Source organism: Nonomuraea sp. NPDC003804 (assembly GCF_040610675.1).
Taxonomy (GTDB): domain Bacteria; phylum Actinomycetota; class Actinomycetes; order Streptosporangiales; family Streptosporangiaceae; genus Nonomuraea.
This window is the reverse complement of sequence record NZ_JBEXMT010000012.1, coordinates 127,940-144,539: the sequence shown is the minus strand read 5'-3', so window position 1 is coordinate 144,539 and position 16,600 is coordinate 127,940. Positions and strand designations below refer to the sequence as shown.

Genomic DNA, 16,600 nt, shown 5'->3' with positions numbered 1-16,600 from the left:
ATCCAGCTTCAGGCACCGGCCGTCAGGCATCCAGCTTCAGGCACTGGGCACCCGACATCCGGCGTCCGGCTCTGCCCGGCATCTGGCATATGGCAACTGGTAGCCCACTCCCCGGTGGCCGGTATCGGGGCGAGCCTGGCTCGTCCTGTCCCGGAAACGGCGCAGCCGCCCGGGGAAGGTCCCGCGGGCGGCGGCGCGAAGGCGTCTCAGGCCGGGATCAGCCGACGGTCTGGTGCTCGTGCATGCACACCGAGCACGGGGTGAGGCCCTTCGCCTCGGCCTCGGCGCGCGGCATCGACAGCACGCCACCCGCCTCGGCGGCCCGCACCAGCGGGCAGGAGGAGTTGTGGAAGCGCTTGGTGCCGCCGATCACCTTGACGATGCCGGGACGGTCGAGCCTGACGGTGTCGTTCGCGCTCTCACCCTTCTCGGCGCCGCCTGCCGTACCGGGGGCGGGTGGGGTGGGACCGGAGGCGACCGGAGGCCCGGCGCGCCCGGGTGCGGTCACCTCCGGCTCCACCGGCTCCTTGGCCATGGACTCGGGGCGGTCGAACCACCCTCCGCGGGAGGCCGCGGACTTGCCGCCGGGGCGCTCGGCCTCCGGCTCAGACTCCGGCTCAGGACCGGAGGAGGCGGCACCGGCGGGCGGACGCAGCCGCTGGGTCTGCTGGGTGGCGGTGTCCTCGTCGGCCGCCTGCTCCTCCTGGACGGCGGGCTTGCGCTGGGCGGAGCCTGGAACGCCCGCTACGAGCCTGCCCGGCATGGCCGGTGGCAGCAGAGGAAGGCCACCCGGCGCCGTGTCGCGCTCGTCGTCCTCAGCCTCGGCTGGAGCACTCTGGGCGGACTTCCCCGACGGCTGCGGACGGGCGGCGGCACCGGCCGCCTTGCCGTCGGCCGGCCCGGCCTTCTCGGCGGCGCTCCCGACCTTGTCGGCGGACGTCACGACCTTGCCGGCGGACGTCCCGACCTTCTCGGTGGGCGTCTTCGCCTTGCCCGGGGACGGCTCCTCATCGCCGCCAGGGGCGACCTCCGCGCCACCGGACGTTCCGGGCTTGCCGGCCGACGTCGCGGGCCTGCCGCCGGGCGTCGCAGGCTTGCCGACAGACGCGGCGGGCTCGGCGCTCGCCGCCTCCGCCTTGCCGCCCGATGCCGCAGACGCACCGTCCGACGCCGCAGAAGTGCCACCGGAGGTCGCGGACGTGCCACCGGAGGTCGCGGACGTGCCGTGCGAAGCCGTCGACGTGTCGTCCGAGGTCGCGGACGTGTCGTCCGAGGTCGCGGATTTGGCGGTGGGCGTCGCCTGCGTGCTCGCAGCGGTCTCCGGCGCGCCGGCGGAAGGGGTGCTCGTGGGCTTGGCACCGGCCGGACGGCCCTGGGGGCTGTCCTTGTCGTCGGTGGATGCCGGTGCGCCGGGCCCGCCCGCTGGGGGGCGAGAGCCGGTCTGCGCCGCGCTCTCACGCTCGCGGGCCGGAGCGGCCTCGGTCGGCGAGGCGGCTTCGACGGGTGAGGCGGCGCCGGCAGGTGAGACGGCTCCGGCAGGTGAAGCGGCTCCGGCGGGCGGAGCGGAGGAGGCGGGACGGCCTGCGGGCGCGGTGTCCCTGGGACCCTGGGCGGCCGTGTAGGGGGCGCGACCGGCGGGCTGGCCCTGCCGCGGCTCGGCGGCAGGTGGTACCTGCCGCCCTCCGAGCGCGGCGTCGGGCAGGCACGTCGTGCAGGGCGTGAAGCCCTCCTCGCGTGCCTCCTCGAAGGTGAGTTCTTCGTACTCCCGCCCGGCCAGCTGGCGGCAACCTGCCACGTGGTAGCGCTTGCGACCGGGAATCACCAGCACGATCGCGTCGGGCGAGATCCCTCTCGGCGCTCCCGCCGCGGGCCGGGGCGGCGCCCCGGGGGCGGTCGCCGGCCGCGGCCCCATCCCCGAGGGGACGGGCGATGCGGGGGCGAGCGGCCTGGGGGGCTGCTGGTGCGGCATCGTGGGCGCCGTGGCCGCCCCCGCGGGCGTGATCGCCGTGGGGGTGACCATCGGGGCGTTCGCCTGCGGAGTCTTCGCCCCGGCACCACCGCCGCCGGGGAAGAGCTCGTGACGCCGCAGGAACGCCCCGATCACGAGGAAGAGCGCGGACAGCACGCTGACCACGATCGACCACATGATCAGGAACGGTTCAGCCATGATGAAGCCCGCGATCAGCAACACGACCGCAGCGAGCACCAGACCAGCGCTGATGAGGATCACAGGGGGCTCTTTCGAGTGACGGACCAGAAGCGAACCTGACCCGTTACCTTACCGGCGTTAGCGACGGTCGTTGTGCGGTCCGTCGGCGCCCTGGAAGGCACCCTGGTGCTGCGACTGGTCGCCGCCGAACGGGCTGGGCGCGCCGGGCAGGGGCTGCTGTCCGCCCTGCGGGACCGCGTGGGTCATGGCGGGGGCGCCACCCATCGGGCCGCTGGGGATGACGGGGAAGCCGCCGCTGCCGCCCTCCGCGGAGACGGTCAGCTCGGCGAGCTGGTTCTCGAGGTAGAGCTTGAGCCTGCTGCGGTACTCGCGCTCGAAGCTGCGCAGCTCCTCGACCTTGCGCTCGAGCTCGTCACGGGTCTGCACGAGGGAGCCCATCGCCTGGCGGTGCCGCTCCTGGGCGTCGCGCTCGAGCGTCTCGGCGCGGGCGCGGGCGTCGCCGATGACCTGCTCGGCCTGGCGGCGGGCCTTGGTGAGGATGTCGTCGGCCTCGCGGCGGGCGCGGGTGACGGTCTCGTCGGCCTCGCGGCGCGCGTCGGCGATCGCCTGGTCGGCGGTCTGCTGCGCGAGGGCGAGCACGCGGGCCGCGGTGTCCATGTTGTCCTCGGCGGGAGGCATGCTCATGGCCACGGGAACCGGCTGCGGCGGCGGCGGAGCCTGCATGGGCTCCGGCTGCGGGGGCGCCATCATCTCCGGCTTGGGCTGCTCCTGCACGGGGGCGGAGGCCATCGGCATGTTCATGCCGCCGGGCACCTTGCCACGCAGGCACTCGGCCAGCTTGGCGCGGAGCTCCTCGTTCTCTTGGATCAGGCGGTCAAGCTCAGCCTCGACCTCGTCGAGGAAGGCATCCACCTCTTCCTCGTCGTAGCCCGGCCGCAGCCGGGTGGTACTGAATTGCTTGTTCCGCACATCAGCGGGCGTCAGCGGCATCTTTTTGGTCTCCTTGGCGCGCTTGGAGTCTGTCCGGAGGGACGGTACCCGATCACTACAGCGCGGACACGAGTTGGATCATGACCAAGACCACAATGAAAAGCACTGTGAAGCTTAGGTCAAAGGCCACCGTACCCAACCGGAGGGGAGGAATGAAACGGCGGAGAAACTTGAGAGGTGGGTCGGTTGCGGTGTATGTGGCCTCGGCGAGCACCAGGACGAATCCCGATGGACGCCACTGCCGGGCGAACGCCTGCACCGTCTCAAAGATCATTCTGCCGATGAGCAACACCAGATACAGAGACAGGACAACGACCAAGATCTCGCCTACGATCCCCACGGTCCGGCCGCGCCTCCACTTCTAGGTGCCCCTCCCGGCCTCGGTGAGACCAGGGTCGGGTCGATAGACATACACAGACTCTAACTCTGGTTGAAGAATCCGCGTTCCGCGATTCGGGCCTTGTCCTCGGCGGTCACCTCGACATTGGCTGGGGACAACAGGAACACCTTGTTGGTAACACGTTCGATGCTCCCGTGTAGGCCAAAGACCAGACCTGCCGCGAAATCGACAAGCCGCTTGGCGTCGGAGTCAACCATCTCGGTCAGGTTCATGATGACGGGAGTGCCGTCGCGGAAGTGCTCGCCGATGGTGCGCGCCTCGTTGTAGGTGCGCGGGTGGAGCGTGGTGATGCGCGCCAGATCGGTCGTGCGGCGCTCCAGGACTGTCGTGGCCGGCCGGGGCGCGGGCACACCGGGGTCGGAGTCGTCGTCACGGTCGTGGGAGGCCGCCGGACGGTCCTGCTCGGTCCGACGCGACTCCTCCTCGTACTCGTACTCGTCGTCGGGGTAGGTCTCGTACCTCTCGTAGCGGTCGTCCTCCACGAGACCGAGGTAGACCGCCATCTTGCGCATCGCGCCGGCCATCGCTACGTCGTCCTCCTGCTCATGGTCGCACTCGCTCGGGCCTTCCGCCGGGGTGCGTGTCGGCGGCCGGGCCGAGGCGGTAGCCGTACCCCCTTGGAGCTCACCGCTGATCGACCTCTACTTCTGCCGCGGACCTCACGATCCGCTGGAGGGGACATTACCTGACGAAGGGCTTGCGACGACCGAGCAACGCCGTACCGACGCGCACGTGTGTCGCGCCGTGCGCGATGGCCTGCGCCAGATCGCCGCTCATCCCCGCCGAGATTATGGTCGCACCAGGATGCCCGGCCTGTACGGCCAGTGCCAGTTCCCGCAGCCGGGCGAACGACTTGCCCGGTTCCTCCCCCAGCGGGGCGACGGCCATGACGCCGCCGAGCCTGAGTCCCTCGGTGGCCGCGATCTCGTCGGCCAGTGCCGGCACGTCGACGGGGCGGACTCCGCCCCGGTCAGGATCGTCGTCAAGGGCGACCTGCACCAGGCAGCCGATCCGCCTGCCCGCCCTGACGGCCTCGTGCCCGAGCGCGGCGACCAGCCGCGAGCGGTCGACGGAGTGGACCACGTCGGCGTACCCGGCCACCGAGCGCACCTTGTTGGTCTGCAGCTGGCCGACGAAGTGCCAGGTCAACGGCAGGTCGGCGCACTCGCGGGCCTTGAGGGAGGCCTCCTGGTCGCGGTTCTCCCCGATCTCCCGCACGCCGAGCCCGGCCAGGATCCTGACGTCGGCGGCGGGATAGGTCTTGGTGACCGCGATGAGCGTGACCTCGTCACGGGCGCGACCGGCGGCCGCGCAGGCCTCGGCGATGCGCGCCTCGACCTCCGCCAGGCCCGCCGCTATCTGCGATGTGCGTGTTACGTCCACAAGGCATCCATCGTGCACCGTTCCTACCGTTCCCGCGAACCGGGGTCAGGGCCGGCGAGTCGTCGCCGGCTCCGAACGCACCGAACCCCCACCGCGACGGCCCATGAGCCTCGCAGCGGGGGTGTGATCCCCTCCCCCGGCCTCACCGGGTGAGGAATCTCACTTCAGGAAGTCGGGTACGTCCAGCTCTTCCTCTTGCTCCTCGAAGACCACCCTGGGCCGCCTGGGCGGCTCCGACATGCGGGAGGAGATCGGGGTCGGCGGGTTGGTCACCTCGGGCGCGGGGCGCGGGATCGACACCGGCGGAGGCGGCTCCTCCTCCGGCGCGGCGACCGCCGGGGGCGGCGGCGTCTCCACCGCGCGCACCGGCTCGGGGCGCGGCTCCGGCCTCGGCTCGGGACGGATCTCGGCACGCGGCTCGAGACGGGGCTCCGCACGCAGCTCGGGCCGCAGGTCGGAGCGCGGCTCGGCGCGCAGCTCGGGCCGCGGGGGCTCGGGCCTGACCTCGACGCGGGGCTCGACGCGCGGGGGCTCGGCCTTCACGCTCGGCGCCGGGGCGGGCGCGGGCCGTACGGGGGCCGAGACGGCGGGCGCGGCCTGGGACGTGCCGGCCGCGGGCCTGGGCTGCTGGCGGGTCTGCTGCAGCATGGGCTTGTCGGCCGGGGCCAGCTCGTCGAAGCCCGCGGCGATGACGGTGACGCGCACCTCGTCGCCGAGCGCGTCGTCGATGACCGTGCCGAAGATGATGTTGGCGTCGGGCGCGGCGGCGTTCGAGACCAGCTGGGCCGCCTCGTTGATCTCGAACAGGCCCAGGTCGGACCCGCCCGCGATCGACAGCAGCACGCCGTGGGCGCCGTCGATGGAGGCCTCCAGCAGCGGGCTGGAGACGGCCATCTCGGCGGCGGCCACCGAGCGGTCGTCGCCGCGCGCGTGGCCGATGCCCATCAGCGCCGAGCCCGCTCCGGACATGACCGACTTCACGTCGGCGAAGTCGAGGTTGATCAGACCGGGAGTGGTGATCAGGTCGGTGATGCCCTGGACACCCGACAGCAGCACCTGGTCGGCCGCCTTGAAGGCGTCCAGCACGCTGACCTGCCGGTCGGAGATCGACAGCAGCCTGTCGTTGGGGATCACGATGAGGGTGTCGACCTCGTCGCGCAGGGTCTCGATGCCCGCCTCGGCCTGCATGGCGCGGCGGCGGCCCTCGAAGCTGAAGGGCCTGGTGACCACACCGATGGTCAGCGCGCCGAGGGAGCGCGCGATGTTGGCGACGACGGGGGCGCCGCCGGTGCCCGTGCCGCCGCCCTCGCCGGCCGTGACGAAGACCATGTCGGCCCCCTTGAGGACCTCCTCGATCTCCTCACGGTGGTCCTCGGCCGCCTTGCGGCCCACATCCGGGTTGGCGCCGGCCCCGAGGCCGCGCGTGAGCTCCCTGCCCACGTCGAGTTTGACGTCGGCGTCACTCATCAGCAGCGCCTGGGCGTCGGTGTTTATCGCGATGAACTCGACGCCCTTGAGTCCCTCCTCGATCATCCGGTTGACGGCGTTGACTCCGCCGCCGCCGATGCCGACGACCTTGATGACCGCGAGGTAGTTCTGCGGTGCTGCCACGACGAGGGGCCTTTCCGCTCGTTGACTTGCCATTTCAGCTGTTCGAAAAACTCTCAACCTCAAGTTGAGATTCAGATTTATGTCAACCTGAGGATTGATACGGACAGTAGGAGTCGCCTACCGGGCGGGTCAACTAACCGCGCCGCAAGGCCGTCCGGCGTGTCGCGCGCTGTCCCATTCGCGACCACCATCTCATTTCATCGACACCACGTCGGGCGAACTGACGTCATACACCGTCGCCGTGCGCCGGAGCAGCGTTTCGAGCACCCGGACCTTGTCCGCGATCCGGTCGGCGCCGCCCCAGACGACCGTGCGGCCGTTGGTCAGCCGGAAGGAGATACCCTCGGGCGAGGTGGCCCGCACCTCGTCGATGCGCGCCAGCAGGCTGTCGGGCAACTCCCCGATCACCTTGATCGCCGCCACGGTCGAGGGGTCGGCTGGACCTGGCCGGTCGACCCGCAGGACGGGTAGCTGGGGCGGGGCGATCACGCGCACCTCGGTCACGAAGCCCTTGCGGTCGATCAGCGCCGCCTTGCCGCCGTACGGCACGACGGCGACGGGCCGGCGCTCGACCACCTCGATGGTGAGCGTGCTCGGCCACATCCGCTCGACCTTCGCCGAGGCCAGCTGCCTGATCTGCAGCACCCTGCCCTGGACCGCGTCGAGGTCGACGGTGGCCAGCGGATGCAGCTCGGCGACCGCGGCCTGTTTCCTGATCTGGTCGGCGGGGACTGTGAGATTTCCCACGATCTCCACCGACCGTACGCCCAGGACCGGCGAGAAGAACACCAGCCACACCGTCGAGCCCACCACGCCCGCGGTGAGCAACGCCACGAACGCCTGACGCGCTCTCACCTGGCTGACAGCTCCGCCACGATCCTCGGGCCGAGTTCGGTCACGTCGCCCGCGCCCATCGTGAGCACCACGTCGCCGGGCCTGGCCAGCGCGGCCACCAGGGCGGGCACGGCGGCCTTGTCGGGGGCGTAGGTCACGCTGCCCTCGGGCAACGGCACCCGGGAGGCCACCATGGCCCCTGAGACGCCGGGCTCGGGGTCTTCGCGCGCTCCGTAGACGTCGAGCACCACGGCCTGGTCCGCCAGGCCGAGCGCCACGCCGAACTCGTCGGCGAAGAACCTGGTGCGCGAGTAGAGGTGCGGCTGGAAGACCGCGATCACCCTGCCGTCGCCGGAGTAGGAGGCGACCACGTCATGCGCGGCGCGCAGGTCGGCGACCAGCTCGGTCGGATGGTGGGCGTAGCTGTCGAAGACGGCCACGCCGCCGGCCTCGCCCTTGGCCTCGAAGCGCCGCTTGGCCCCTGTGAAGGCCGACAGGCCCATTCTGATGTCCTCGAACGGCAGGCCCAGCTCGTCGGCCACGGCGATGACCGACGCGGCGTTGAGCGCGTTGTGGGCGCCCGGGACCGACAACCTGACCTCGCCCCTGCCGGCGACCTCGAAGACGACGCCGAAGCCGTCGGGGCGCACGCCGGTGATCCGGTAGTCGGCGTCGCCCGCCACGCCGTAGGTGACCACCTTGAGGCCCGCCTGGCGCGCCGGCTCGGCCAGCGCCGCGGCGCCCGGGTCGTCGACGCACAGCACCAGCGTGCGGCGCACCCGCTCGACGAAGCGGGCGAAGCTGTCGTGGACCGCCCGCGGGTCGCCGTAGTTGTCGAGATGGTCGGCCTCGACGTTGGTGACGACCGCGATGTCGGGGGCCAGCATGAGGAAGGAGCCGTCGCTCTCGTCGGCCTCGGCCACGAACACCTCGCCCGACCCCTCGTCGGCGCCCAGGCCCGTGGTGACGAGCTGGCCGCCCACGCAGTAGGAGGGGTCGGCGCCGCACTTCTGCAACGCGACCGTGAGCATCGAGGTGGTGGTGGTCTTGCCGTGGGTGCCCGCGATGGCCACACCGGAGCGCCCGGCCATGACCGAGGCGAGCGCGGCGGCCCTCGGGATGATCCGCACGCCCTGCTTGATCGCCTCGCCGAGCTCGGGGTTGGAGTCGCGGATGGCGGTGGAGACCACGACGGTGTCGACGTTCTTGATGTGGGAGGCGGCGTGGCCGATGTGGACGGTGGCGCCCAGCTCACGCAGCTCCGTCACCAGCTCCGAGCTGCGCGCGTCGCTGCCGGAGACGCTGACGCCGCGCTTGAGCAGGATGCGGGCGATCCCCGACATGCCCGCGCCGCCGATGCCGATGAAGTGGACCCTGCCGAGGTCTTCGGCGGCCACCGGGTCGACCAGCCGTACCAGGTTCATGAGCGGCCTCCCGCGATCTCGAGCACCTTGCGGGCCAGGGCGACGTCGGCGTCCCTTCGCCCCATCGAGGCGGCGGCCTCCGACATCGTGGCGACCCGCTCGGGGTCGCGGAGGATGGGCAGCACGTTCTGGATGATCCAATCAGGTGAAAGGTCGGAGTCGTCGATCATGAGGCCGCCGCCCCCCTGCACGATCGGGGTGGCGTTGAGCTGCTGCTCGCCGTTGCCGTGCGGCAGCGGAACGTAGGCGGCCGGCAGCCCGACGGCGGTCAGCTCGGCGCAGGTGAGCGCGCCGCTCCTGCAGAGCGCGAAGTCGGCGGCGGCGTAGGCGAGGTCCATGCGGTCGACGTAGGGCAGCACGACGTACTGGGGGTCGCCTGGCGGAGGCTCCTCCTCCAGGGTGTTCTTCGGGCCCAGCACGTGCAGCACCTGCACGCCGGCCCGGCGCAGGGTGGGACCGGCCGCCAGCGCCGCCTGGTTGAGCGAGCGGGCGCCCTGCGAGCCGCCGAAGACCAGCAGTGTCGGCAGGTCGGTGCGCAGCCCGAACCACGAGCGGGCCTTGTCGCCCATGGAGAGCCGGTCGAGCTCGACGATCTGCCGGCGCAGCGGGATGCCGATGTACTCGGCCTTGGCCATGGCGCTCTGGGTGTGGCCGGTGAAGACGTGGTCGGTCAGCCGCGCGCCCAGCCGGTTGGCCAGGCCGGGGCGCGCGTTGGCCTCGTGGACCACGATCGGCAGCCCGCGCCGCCTGGCCGCCAGGTAGGCGGGGGTGGCCACGTAGCCGCCGAAGCCGACCAGGATGTCGGCCTGGACCTTGTCCATGACGCCGGCGGCCGCGTTGATGGCGCCCGCCAGCCGTCCCGGGACGGTCAGCAGCTGCGGGGTCAGCGCCCTCGGGAGTGGTACGGCCGGCACCAACTGCAGGTCGTAACCCCTGGCCGGGACGAGCGTGGTCTCCAGGCCCCGCTCCGTGCCGAGACAGGTGACGCCGACGCCGGGCACGAGCCTGCGCAGCGCGTCACCCAGGGCCAGAGCCGGCTCGATGTGGCCGGCCGTCCCGCCACCGGCGAGGACCACCCTCATGTCGGTTTACTCCCTACTGATGAGAAACGTGCCGCCTTAACGTTCCGCATCTGGCCTGGCTCGTCCAGTCGGCACATTCCTTGTTGGTCGTCTCGGTCGGCCCCGTTGCGCACCCCCCAGGCCCAGCCAGCTTAGAGCCCTCGCGGCCGGTCCGGGGCCACGCGCGGCCAGAGCCTCCTTGGCGCCAGGTTCGCGTTTGGCGAAAGACAACAACATGCCGAGCGCGGCGAGCGTCGGCAACAACGCCGAACCGCCGTAGGAGACCAGCGGGAGCGGGATGCCGGTGATGGGCAGCACGCCGATCACGGCGCCGATGTTGACGATCGCCTGCCCGGCGACCCAGGCGACCACGGCCGCGGCCGCCAGCCTGATGAAGGCGTCGTTGACGCGCATCGCCACCCGCAGGCCCGCGTAGCCGAGCAGGCCGAACAGCGCCATCACCGACAGCGTGCCCATCAGCCCCAGCTCCTCGCCGAGGATGGAGAAGATGAAGTCGCTCTCCGCGTGGGGGATCCAGCTCCACTTGCCCCTGCTGCTGCCGAGCCCGAGGCCGAACCAGCCGCCGGAGCCCATCGCGATCTGCCCCTGCACGGCCTGGTAGCCGGCGCCCTGGGCGTGGCCCCACGGGTCGAGCCAGCCGGTGATGCGGTCGGACCGGTAGCCCTCAGTCGTGATCATGAAGACGGTGGCGACCGTCATCATCGCGATGATGCCGCCGAACAGCTTCAGCGGCGCTCCCACCACCCACAGCAGCGCGAGGAAGATGAGCATCAGCACGAGCGTGGTGCCGAGGTCGCGGCCCAGCATGACCATGACGGCCAGGATCGCGGTGCCGGGCAGCAGCGGGATCAGCAGGTGGCGCCATTCGATGCGGCCCCCGCGCGCCTTGCGGGCCAGCAGGTCGGCTCCCCACAGCGCCAGCCCGAGCTTGGCCGGCTCGGACGGCTGCAGGTAGATGGGCCCGATGTCGATCCAGCGCTGCGCGCCCAGCTGCGACTCGCCCGCGAAGATCACGATGCCCAGACCGATGATCGACAGCGCCATGAGCGGGTAGCCGGCCCAGCGGAAGAACCGGTGCGGCAGCCGCGAGCAGATCCACATCACGGGCACGCCGAGCGCGGCCGACATCGACTGCTTGACGAACCAGTAGAACGGGTCGCCGGTCTTCTGCAGCGCCTCGATGCTGGAGGCCGACAGCACCATCATCAGGCCGAGCGCCAGCAGCAGCGCGCTGCACCCGATGATCAGATAGTAGGTGGTCAGCGGCCGGTCGAGCAGCTCCTTGAGCCCGGCGGCCTGCTCCCTGACCCAGCCGGTCGGGCGGTCGACGGGGTTGTCGGCCGTCGTGCTCACGAACGCTCCCCCAGCTTGCCCACGGCGCGCGCGAAGGCCTCCCCCCGGGCCGGATAGTTGGCGAACATGTCGAGGGAGGCGGCGGCGGGAGCCAGCAGCACGGTGTCCCCGGGGGCGGCGAGCCTGGCGGCTTCGGTGACGACACGGTCCATCACCCCAGTGTCGCGATCGGCGAGGTCCACCACGGGGACATCCGGCGCGTGTCGCGCGAGCGCGCCGGCGATCGCGGCCCGGTCGACGCCGATGAGCACCGCGCCGCGCAGCCTGGGCGCGGCCCGCCGGACCAGGTCGTCGACGTCGGCGCCCTTGAGCTGCCCGCCGGCCACCCACACGATCGACGGGTAGGCGGCCAGCGAGGCGGCGGCCGCGTGGGGGTTGGTGGCCTTGGAGTCGTCGACGTAGTCGACCTCGCCGACCCTGCCGACGTGGGCCATGCGGTGCGGGTCGGGCACGAAGTCACGCAGGCCCTGGCGGACGGCCTCGGCCGGCACCCCGACCGTGCGGGCCAGGGCGGCGGCGGCCAGGGCGTTGGCGACGTTGTGCGGGGCGAAGGGGCGCACGTCGTCGAGCGTGGCCAGCTCCTCGGCCTGCCGTACCGGATCGGCGACGAAGGCGCGGTCGACCAGCAGGTCCTCCACCACGCCCAGCTGACCGGGCCGGGGCACCTGGAGGGTGAAGCCCACCGCCGGCCGGTACGGCTCGGCCAGCGCGCAGGCGATCGGGTCGTCGGCGTTGTAGACGACCGTGCCCGCCCGCTCGAAGATGCGGCCCTTGGCCCTGGCGTACTCCTCCAGCGAGCCGTGCCAGTCGAGGTGGTCGGGCGCGACGTTGAGGATCGCGGCGGCGTGCGGCGCGAGGGAGCCGGACCAGTGCAGCTGGAAGCTGGACAGTTCCACGGCCAGCACGTCGTACGGCCCGCCGACCGCCTCCACCACGGGCACCCCGACGTTGCCCACCGCCAGCGCCTTGCGGCCGGCCGCCAGCAGCATCGAGGTCAGCATGCGCACCACGGTCGTCTTGCCGTTGGTGCCGGTGAGCGCCAGCCACGGCGCGGCCTGCGCGGACCGCAGCCGCCACGCCAGCTCCACCTCACCGATCACCTCGACGCCCGCCGCGAGGGCGGCGGCGATCAGCGGATGGTGCGGCGCCCAGCCGGTGGTGACCAGCTCGCCCGCCTCAGCGGGCAGCTCCATGGAGCCGAAGCGCACCTCGACGCCGAGCCTGGCCAGCTCTTCCGCCACGACGCGCTGCCGCTCGCCGTCGACCGCCTCCAGCACCACCACGTGCTCGCCGCGGGCGGCCAGCACCCGCGCCGCGGCGGTGCCGGAGACGCCGAGTCCCGCTACGACGATCATGGCTTGGGCATCCACTCCACGTAGAACAGGCCGAGACCCACGGCCGCGCACAGACCCGCGATCAGCCAGAACCTGATCACGATCGTGGTCTCCGCCCATCCTTTCAGCTCGAAGTGGTGCTGGAGCGGAGCCATGCGGAAGACGCGTTTGCCGGTCATCTTGAAGAAGCCGACCTGGATGATCACCGACACCGTGATGATGACGCACATCCCGGCCAGGATCGCCAGCAGGAGCTGGGTGCGGGTGGTGATGGCCAGGCCGGCCAGTACGCCGCCGAGCGCGAGCGAGCCGGTGTCGCCCATGAAGATGCGGGCGGGCGGGGCGTTCCACCACAGGAAGCCGATGAGCCCGCCGAGCACGGCGGCGGCCACGACCGCGAGGTCGAGCGGGTCGCGTACCCAGTAGCAGTTGGGCCCGAGGTTGTCGATGCAGTTGTTGCGCAGCTGCCAGTTGCCGATCAGCACGTAGGCGCCGAGCACGGTGGCGGTGGCGCCGGAGGCCAGGCCGTCGAGGCCGTCGGTCAGGTTCACCGCGTTGGAGAAGCCGACGATCATGAAGATGACCCACGCGGCGAAGAGCACGATGGGGATCGACGGGCCGAAGTCGCGCAGGAACGACAGCTTCGTCTGCGCCGGCGTGATGCCGTAGACGTTGGGGAAGCGCACGACCAGGACGGCGAAGACGGCGCCGACGATGAGCTGGCCGAGCGCCTTGGCGCCGCTGCGCAGGCCCAGGCTGCGCTGCTTGTAGATCTTGATGAAGTCGTCGAGGAAGCCCACCATGCCCAGGCCGGTCATGAGGAACAGCACCAGCAGGCCGGACACGGTCGGCGGTTCGAGCATGGCCAGGTGGGAGGCGGCGTAGGCCATGAGCGCGGCCAGCACGAAGACGGTGCCGCCCATGGTGGGCGTGCCCTTCTTGCTGAGGTGGGCCTCGGGCCCGTCGTCGCGGACCTCCTGGCCGTAGCCGCGCCGGGAGAAGAGCCTGATGGCCAGGGGGGTGCCGAGCATCGACAGGATCAGGCCCACCGCGCCGGCGATGATGATGTTGGTCACTTGGTGACCCTCCCGAGGACCAGCTCGGCGGTGCGCTGGAGGTCCATCGCGCGCGGCCCCTTCACCAGCACGGCGTCGCCCGGCCGCAGCCACTCGGCCAGCAGGGCGCCCGCGGCCTCGGCGTCCGGTACGTGCGCGATCGGTGGCTCGCCAGGTCCGCCGCGCGCGGCCGACTCCGCCGCTCCCGCGGCCGCTCCGCGCAGGACGGGTTCGGCGTCGGGGCCCGCCACGATCAGCCCGGACAGGCCCGCCGCGCCCGCCGTACGGCCGACGCCCTCGTTCAGCGCCTCGCTCTCCTCGCCGAGCTCGCGCAGCGAGGCGATGACGGCGAAGCGGCGCCTGCCCTTGCCGAGGACGGCGAGCGCCTCGAAGGCGGCGCGCATGGAGTCGGGGTTGGCGTTGTAGGCGTCGTTGATCACGGTGACGCCGTCGGCGCGGTCGGTGACCTCCATGCGCCACCGGCTGCGCGGCTCGGCCTGCGACAGCTCGTCGGCGATGGTGGTCAGCGGCAGGCCGAGCTCGTAGGCGGTGGCCGCGGCGGCCAGCGCGTTCTCCACGGCGTGCGCGCCGTGGAGCCTGAGCGCCACGTGGGCGGCGCCCGAGGGGGTGCGCAGCATGAACGAGGCGCGCCCGCGCTCGTCGACGGTGACGCCCTCGGCGCGGACGGCGGCGTCCTCGGCCTGGCCGAAGAGCGTGACCCGGGCCCTGGTACGGCCGGCCATCTCGCGCACCAGCGGGTCGTCGGCGTTGAGCACCGCGACGCCGTCGGCGGGCAGCCCCTCGACCAGTTCGCCCTTGGCGGCGGCGATGGCCTGCTTGCCACCGAACACGCCCAGGTGCGCGGTGCCGACGTTCAGCACCACGCCGATGCGGGGCGGGGCGATGCGGACCAGGTCGGCGATGTGGCCCGCGTGGCGGGCGCCCATCTCCAGGACCAGGAAGCGGGTCTCGTGCTCGGCCCGCAGCACGGTCAGCGGGTGGCCGATCTCGTTGTTGAAGTTGCCGGCCGGCGCGATCGAGGGGCCCATGCGGCCGGTCAGCCTGGCCAGCAGGTCCTTGGTGGTGGTCTTGCCCGCCGAGCCGGTGAGGCCGATCACGGTGGCGGACGGCAGCGCGCCTGCCACGGCCCTCGCCAGGTCGGCCAGCGCCCGCACCGGGTCGGCCACGACGACCGAGGGCGCCGCCAGCGGCCTGGTGGCCAGCACGGCCACGGCGCCGGCCGCCATCGCCTGGTCGGCGAAGTCGTGGCCGTCGACGCGGGCGCCCTTGATGGCCACGAACAGCGATCCCGGCTCGACGGCCCGCGAGTCGATCACGACGGGGCCGCGCACCACCGCGCGTGGGTCCGTCATGCCTGACAGGGCGCCGGAGGTTATCTCGGCGATCCTGGCCAGCGGCATCGGGATCATAGGTTCTTCCTGCTTTCCTTGCGTGCGTCGATCGCCTCGGCGACCACGGCCCTGTCGTCGAAGGGGATCACGTCGCCTGAGATGTACTGGCCCTGCTCGTGGCCCTTGCCCGCCACGACGAGCACGTCGCCGCGCTCGGCCGACTCGACCGCCAGCCTGATCGCCGCGGCCCTGTCGGGCTCGACGATCACGTGGGCGCGTCGCTCGCGCGGCACCTGGAGCGCTCCGTCCATCATCGCCGCCAGGATGGCCAGCGGGTCCTCCGAGCGCGGATTGTCGCTGGTGAAAATCGCCACATCGGCCAGCCTCGCGGCGGCCTCCCCCATGAGGGGACGCTTGCCCTTGTCACGGTCGCCGCCGCAGCCGAGCACGACCGTCAGCCTGCCGGTGGTCACCGACCGCAGCGAGGTCAGGACCGACTCGACGGCGCCGGGTTTGTGCGCGTAGTCGACGATCGCCTGGAACTCCTCGCCCGGTGAGGTGACGCGCTGCATCCGGCCGGGCACGCCCGTCATGGCGCCCACGCCGTGCACGGCGGTGCGCACCGGGACGCCCGCCTCGACCAGCGTCACGATGGCGCCGAGGGCGTTGGCGACGTTGAACGGGCCGGGCAGCGAGATCGCCACGTCCTCCTCGACGCCGCCGGGCCCGACGACCCTGAAGGCGCTGCCGTCGGAGCCGAGCCTGACGTCGAGGGCGCGCCAGTCGGCGACGGGGTCGCCGGTGACGGAGAACGTGGTCATCGGGATCTTGGCCAGCGGGAGCAGCTCGCGCCCGTGGGGGTCGTCGAGGTTGGTCACGCCCGTCCTGCTGAACTCGGGCTGGAACAGCCTCACCTTGGTGGCGAAGTAGTCGTCGAAGTCCTTGTGGAAGTCGAGGTGGTCCTGCGACAGGTTGGTGAAGAGCGCCACGTCGTAGAAGACGCCGTCGACCCTGCCCAGGGCGAGGGCGTGGCTGGAGACCTCCATCGCGGCCGCCGTGACGCCGCGCTCACGCATGAGCGCGAACAGGCCGTGCAGGTCGGAGGCCTCCGGCGTGGTCAGCTTGGGCTGGATGACCAGGTCGCCGGCGTGGATCTCGACGCCGCCCACCAGGCCCGTGGTGTGGCCGGCCGCGCGCAGCCCCGCCTCCAGCAGGAACGTGGTGGTCGACTTGCCGCTGGTGCCGGTCACGCCCAGGACGCAGATGTCGTGGCTGGGCTGGCCGTACACCCAGGAGGAGATCTGGCCGAGCAGGGAGCGCGGCTCGGAGACGACCAGCACCGGCAGGCCGGTGGCGACGGCGGCGTCGCGGCCGGCCGGATCCGTCAGGACGGCGACCGCCCCTCGCGCCATCGCCTGGGCGGAGAAGTCGGCGCCGTGGGCGGTGTTGCCGGGCAGCGCGACGTAGAGGTCGCCCTGCCCGACCTGGCGGGAGTCGATGGTGACGCCGGTCACCGCGGCCAGCGGTGAGCGGGAGCTGCCTGACGGAGCGTCAAGCATGGTGGCCAGCCCGCTCAGCGGTCGAGGCGGGCTGGACGTGGGACGCATAGACG

Annotated in this window: 14 protein-coding genes; all 14 read right to left on the bottom strand. The window is 72.0% G+C overall.

The annotated features are described in order from the left end of the window. Positions 1-217: 217 nt before the first annotated feature. On the bottom strand, positions 218-2,230 hold the full coding sequence (locus ABZX22_RS18675) for a hypothetical protein (RefSeq protein WP_354910353.1): 2,013 nt from the start codon (positions 2,228-2,230) through the stop codon (positions 218-220). A gap of 57 nt (positions 2,231-2,287) precedes the next feature. Continuing rightward, positions 2,288-3,160, bottom strand: a complete 873-nt coding sequence (locus ABZX22_RS18670) for a DivIVA domain-containing protein (RefSeq protein WP_354910351.1) — start codon at positions 3,158-3,160, stop codon at positions 2,288-2,290. 55 nt (positions 3,161-3,215) lie between these two features. Then, entirely contained in the window at positions 3,216-3,500 is a 285-nt protein-coding gene (locus ABZX22_RS18665) for a YggT family protein (protein WP_183659086.1), read from the bottom strand. A gap of 80 nt (positions 3,501-3,580) precedes the next feature. Next, a complete protein-coding gene (gene sepF / locus ABZX22_RS18660; protein ID WP_354910350.1) occupies positions 3,581-4,084 on the bottom strand; it encodes a cell division protein SepF in 504 nt (167 codons plus the stop codon). A gap of 157 nt (positions 4,085-4,241) precedes the next feature. Next, positions 4,242-4,943 carry a YggS family pyridoxal phosphate-dependent enzyme gene (locus tag ABZX22_RS18655; protein WP_354910349.1) on the bottom strand — a complete coding sequence of 234 codons (702 nt, stop codon included), beginning with the start codon at positions 4,941-4,943 and terminating at the stop codon, positions 4,242-4,244. Between the two features lie 159 nt (positions 4,944-5,102). After that, positions 5,103-6,554 carry a cell division protein FtsZ gene (gene ftsZ, locus ABZX22_RS18650; protein ID WP_354910347.1) on the bottom strand — a complete coding sequence of 484 codons (1,452 nt, stop codon included), beginning with the start codon at positions 6,552-6,554 and terminating at the stop codon, positions 5,103-5,105. Between the two features lie 192 nt (positions 6,555-6,746). Further along, a complete protein-coding gene (locus ABZX22_RS18645) occupies positions 6,747-7,409 on the bottom strand; it encodes an FtsQ-type POTRA domain-containing protein (protein WP_354910345.1) in 663 nt (220 codons plus the stop codon). Then, positions 7,406-8,812 (bottom strand): UDP-N-acetylmuramate--L-alanine ligase, encoded by a 1,407-nt coding sequence (gene murC / locus ABZX22_RS18640; protein ID WP_354910343.1) that lies wholly within the window; start codon positions 8,810-8,812, stop codon positions 7,406-7,408. The genes ABZX22_RS18645 and murC overlap by 4 nt, the downstream gene beginning before the upstream one ends. Further along, on the bottom strand, positions 8,809-9,894 hold the full coding sequence (gene murG, locus ABZX22_RS18635) for an undecaprenyldiphospho-muramoylpentapeptide beta-N-acetylglucosaminyltransferase (RefSeq protein WP_354910341.1): 1,086 nt from the start codon (positions 9,892-9,894) through the stop codon (positions 8,809-8,811). The genes murC and murG overlap by 4 nt, the downstream gene beginning before the upstream one ends. 36 nt (positions 9,895-9,930) lie before the next feature. After that, positions 9,931-11,247 carry a putative lipid II flippase FtsW gene (gene ftsW / locus ABZX22_RS18630; protein ID WP_354910338.1) on the bottom strand — a complete coding sequence of 439 codons (1,317 nt, stop codon included), beginning with the start codon at positions 11,245-11,247 and terminating at the stop codon, positions 9,931-9,933. Then, positions 11,244-12,602, bottom strand: a complete 1,359-nt coding sequence (murD, locus tag ABZX22_RS18625) for a UDP-N-acetylmuramoyl-L-alanine--D-glutamate ligase (RefSeq protein ID WP_354910336.1) — start codon at positions 12,600-12,602, stop codon at positions 11,244-11,246. The genes ftsW and murD overlap by 4 nt, the downstream gene beginning before the upstream one ends. Then, positions 12,599-13,657 (bottom strand): phospho-N-acetylmuramoyl-pentapeptide-transferase, encoded by a 1,059-nt coding sequence (gene mraY, locus ABZX22_RS18620; RefSeq protein ID WP_354910333.1) that lies wholly within the window; start codon positions 13,655-13,657, stop codon positions 12,599-12,601. Before mraY ends, murD begins: the two co-directional genes overlap by 4 nt. Then, positions 13,654-15,066, bottom strand: a complete 1,413-nt coding sequence (gene murF, locus ABZX22_RS18615; protein WP_354910331.1) for a UDP-N-acetylmuramoyl-tripeptide--D-alanyl-D-alanine ligase — start codon at positions 15,064-15,066, stop codon at positions 13,654-13,656. The genes mraY and murF overlap by 4 nt, the downstream gene beginning before the upstream one ends. Further along, a complete protein-coding gene (locus ABZX22_RS18610) occupies positions 15,063-16,595 on the bottom strand; it encodes a UDP-N-acetylmuramoyl-L-alanyl-D-glutamate--2,6-diaminopimelate ligase (protein ID WP_354910328.1) in 1,533 nt (510 codons plus the stop codon). The genes murF and ABZX22_RS18610 overlap by 4 nt, the downstream gene beginning before the upstream one ends. Positions 16,596-16,600: the final 5 nt, after the last annotated feature.

Coding starts and splice junctions, on each gene's coding strand:
- ABZX22_RS18670 (WP_354910351.1), bottom strand. CDS start 3,160: ATGCCGCTGACGCCCGCTGATGTGCGGAACAAGCAATTCAGTACCACC.
- sepF (WP_354910350.1), bottom strand. CDS start 4,084: ATGGCCGGCGCGATGCGCAAGATGGCGGTCTACCTCGGTCTCGTGGAG.
- murC (WP_354910343.1), bottom strand. CDS start 8,812: ATGAACCTGGTACGGCTGGTCGACCCGGTGGCCGCCGAAGACCTCGGC.
- murG (WP_354910341.1), bottom strand. CDS start 9,894: ATGAGGGTGGTCCTCGCCGGTGGCGGGACGGCCGGCCACATCGAGCCG.
- murD (WP_354910336.1), bottom strand. CDS start 12,602: ATGATCGTCGTAGCGGGACTCGGCGTCTCCGGCACCGCCGCGGCGCGG.
- murF (WP_354910331.1), bottom strand. CDS start 15,066: ATGATCCCGATGCCGCTGGCCAGGATCGCCGAGATAACCTCCGGCGCC.
- ABZX22_RS18610 (WP_354910328.1), bottom strand. CDS start 16,595: ATGCGTCCCACGTCCAGCCCGCCTCGACCGCTGAGCGGGCTGGCCACC.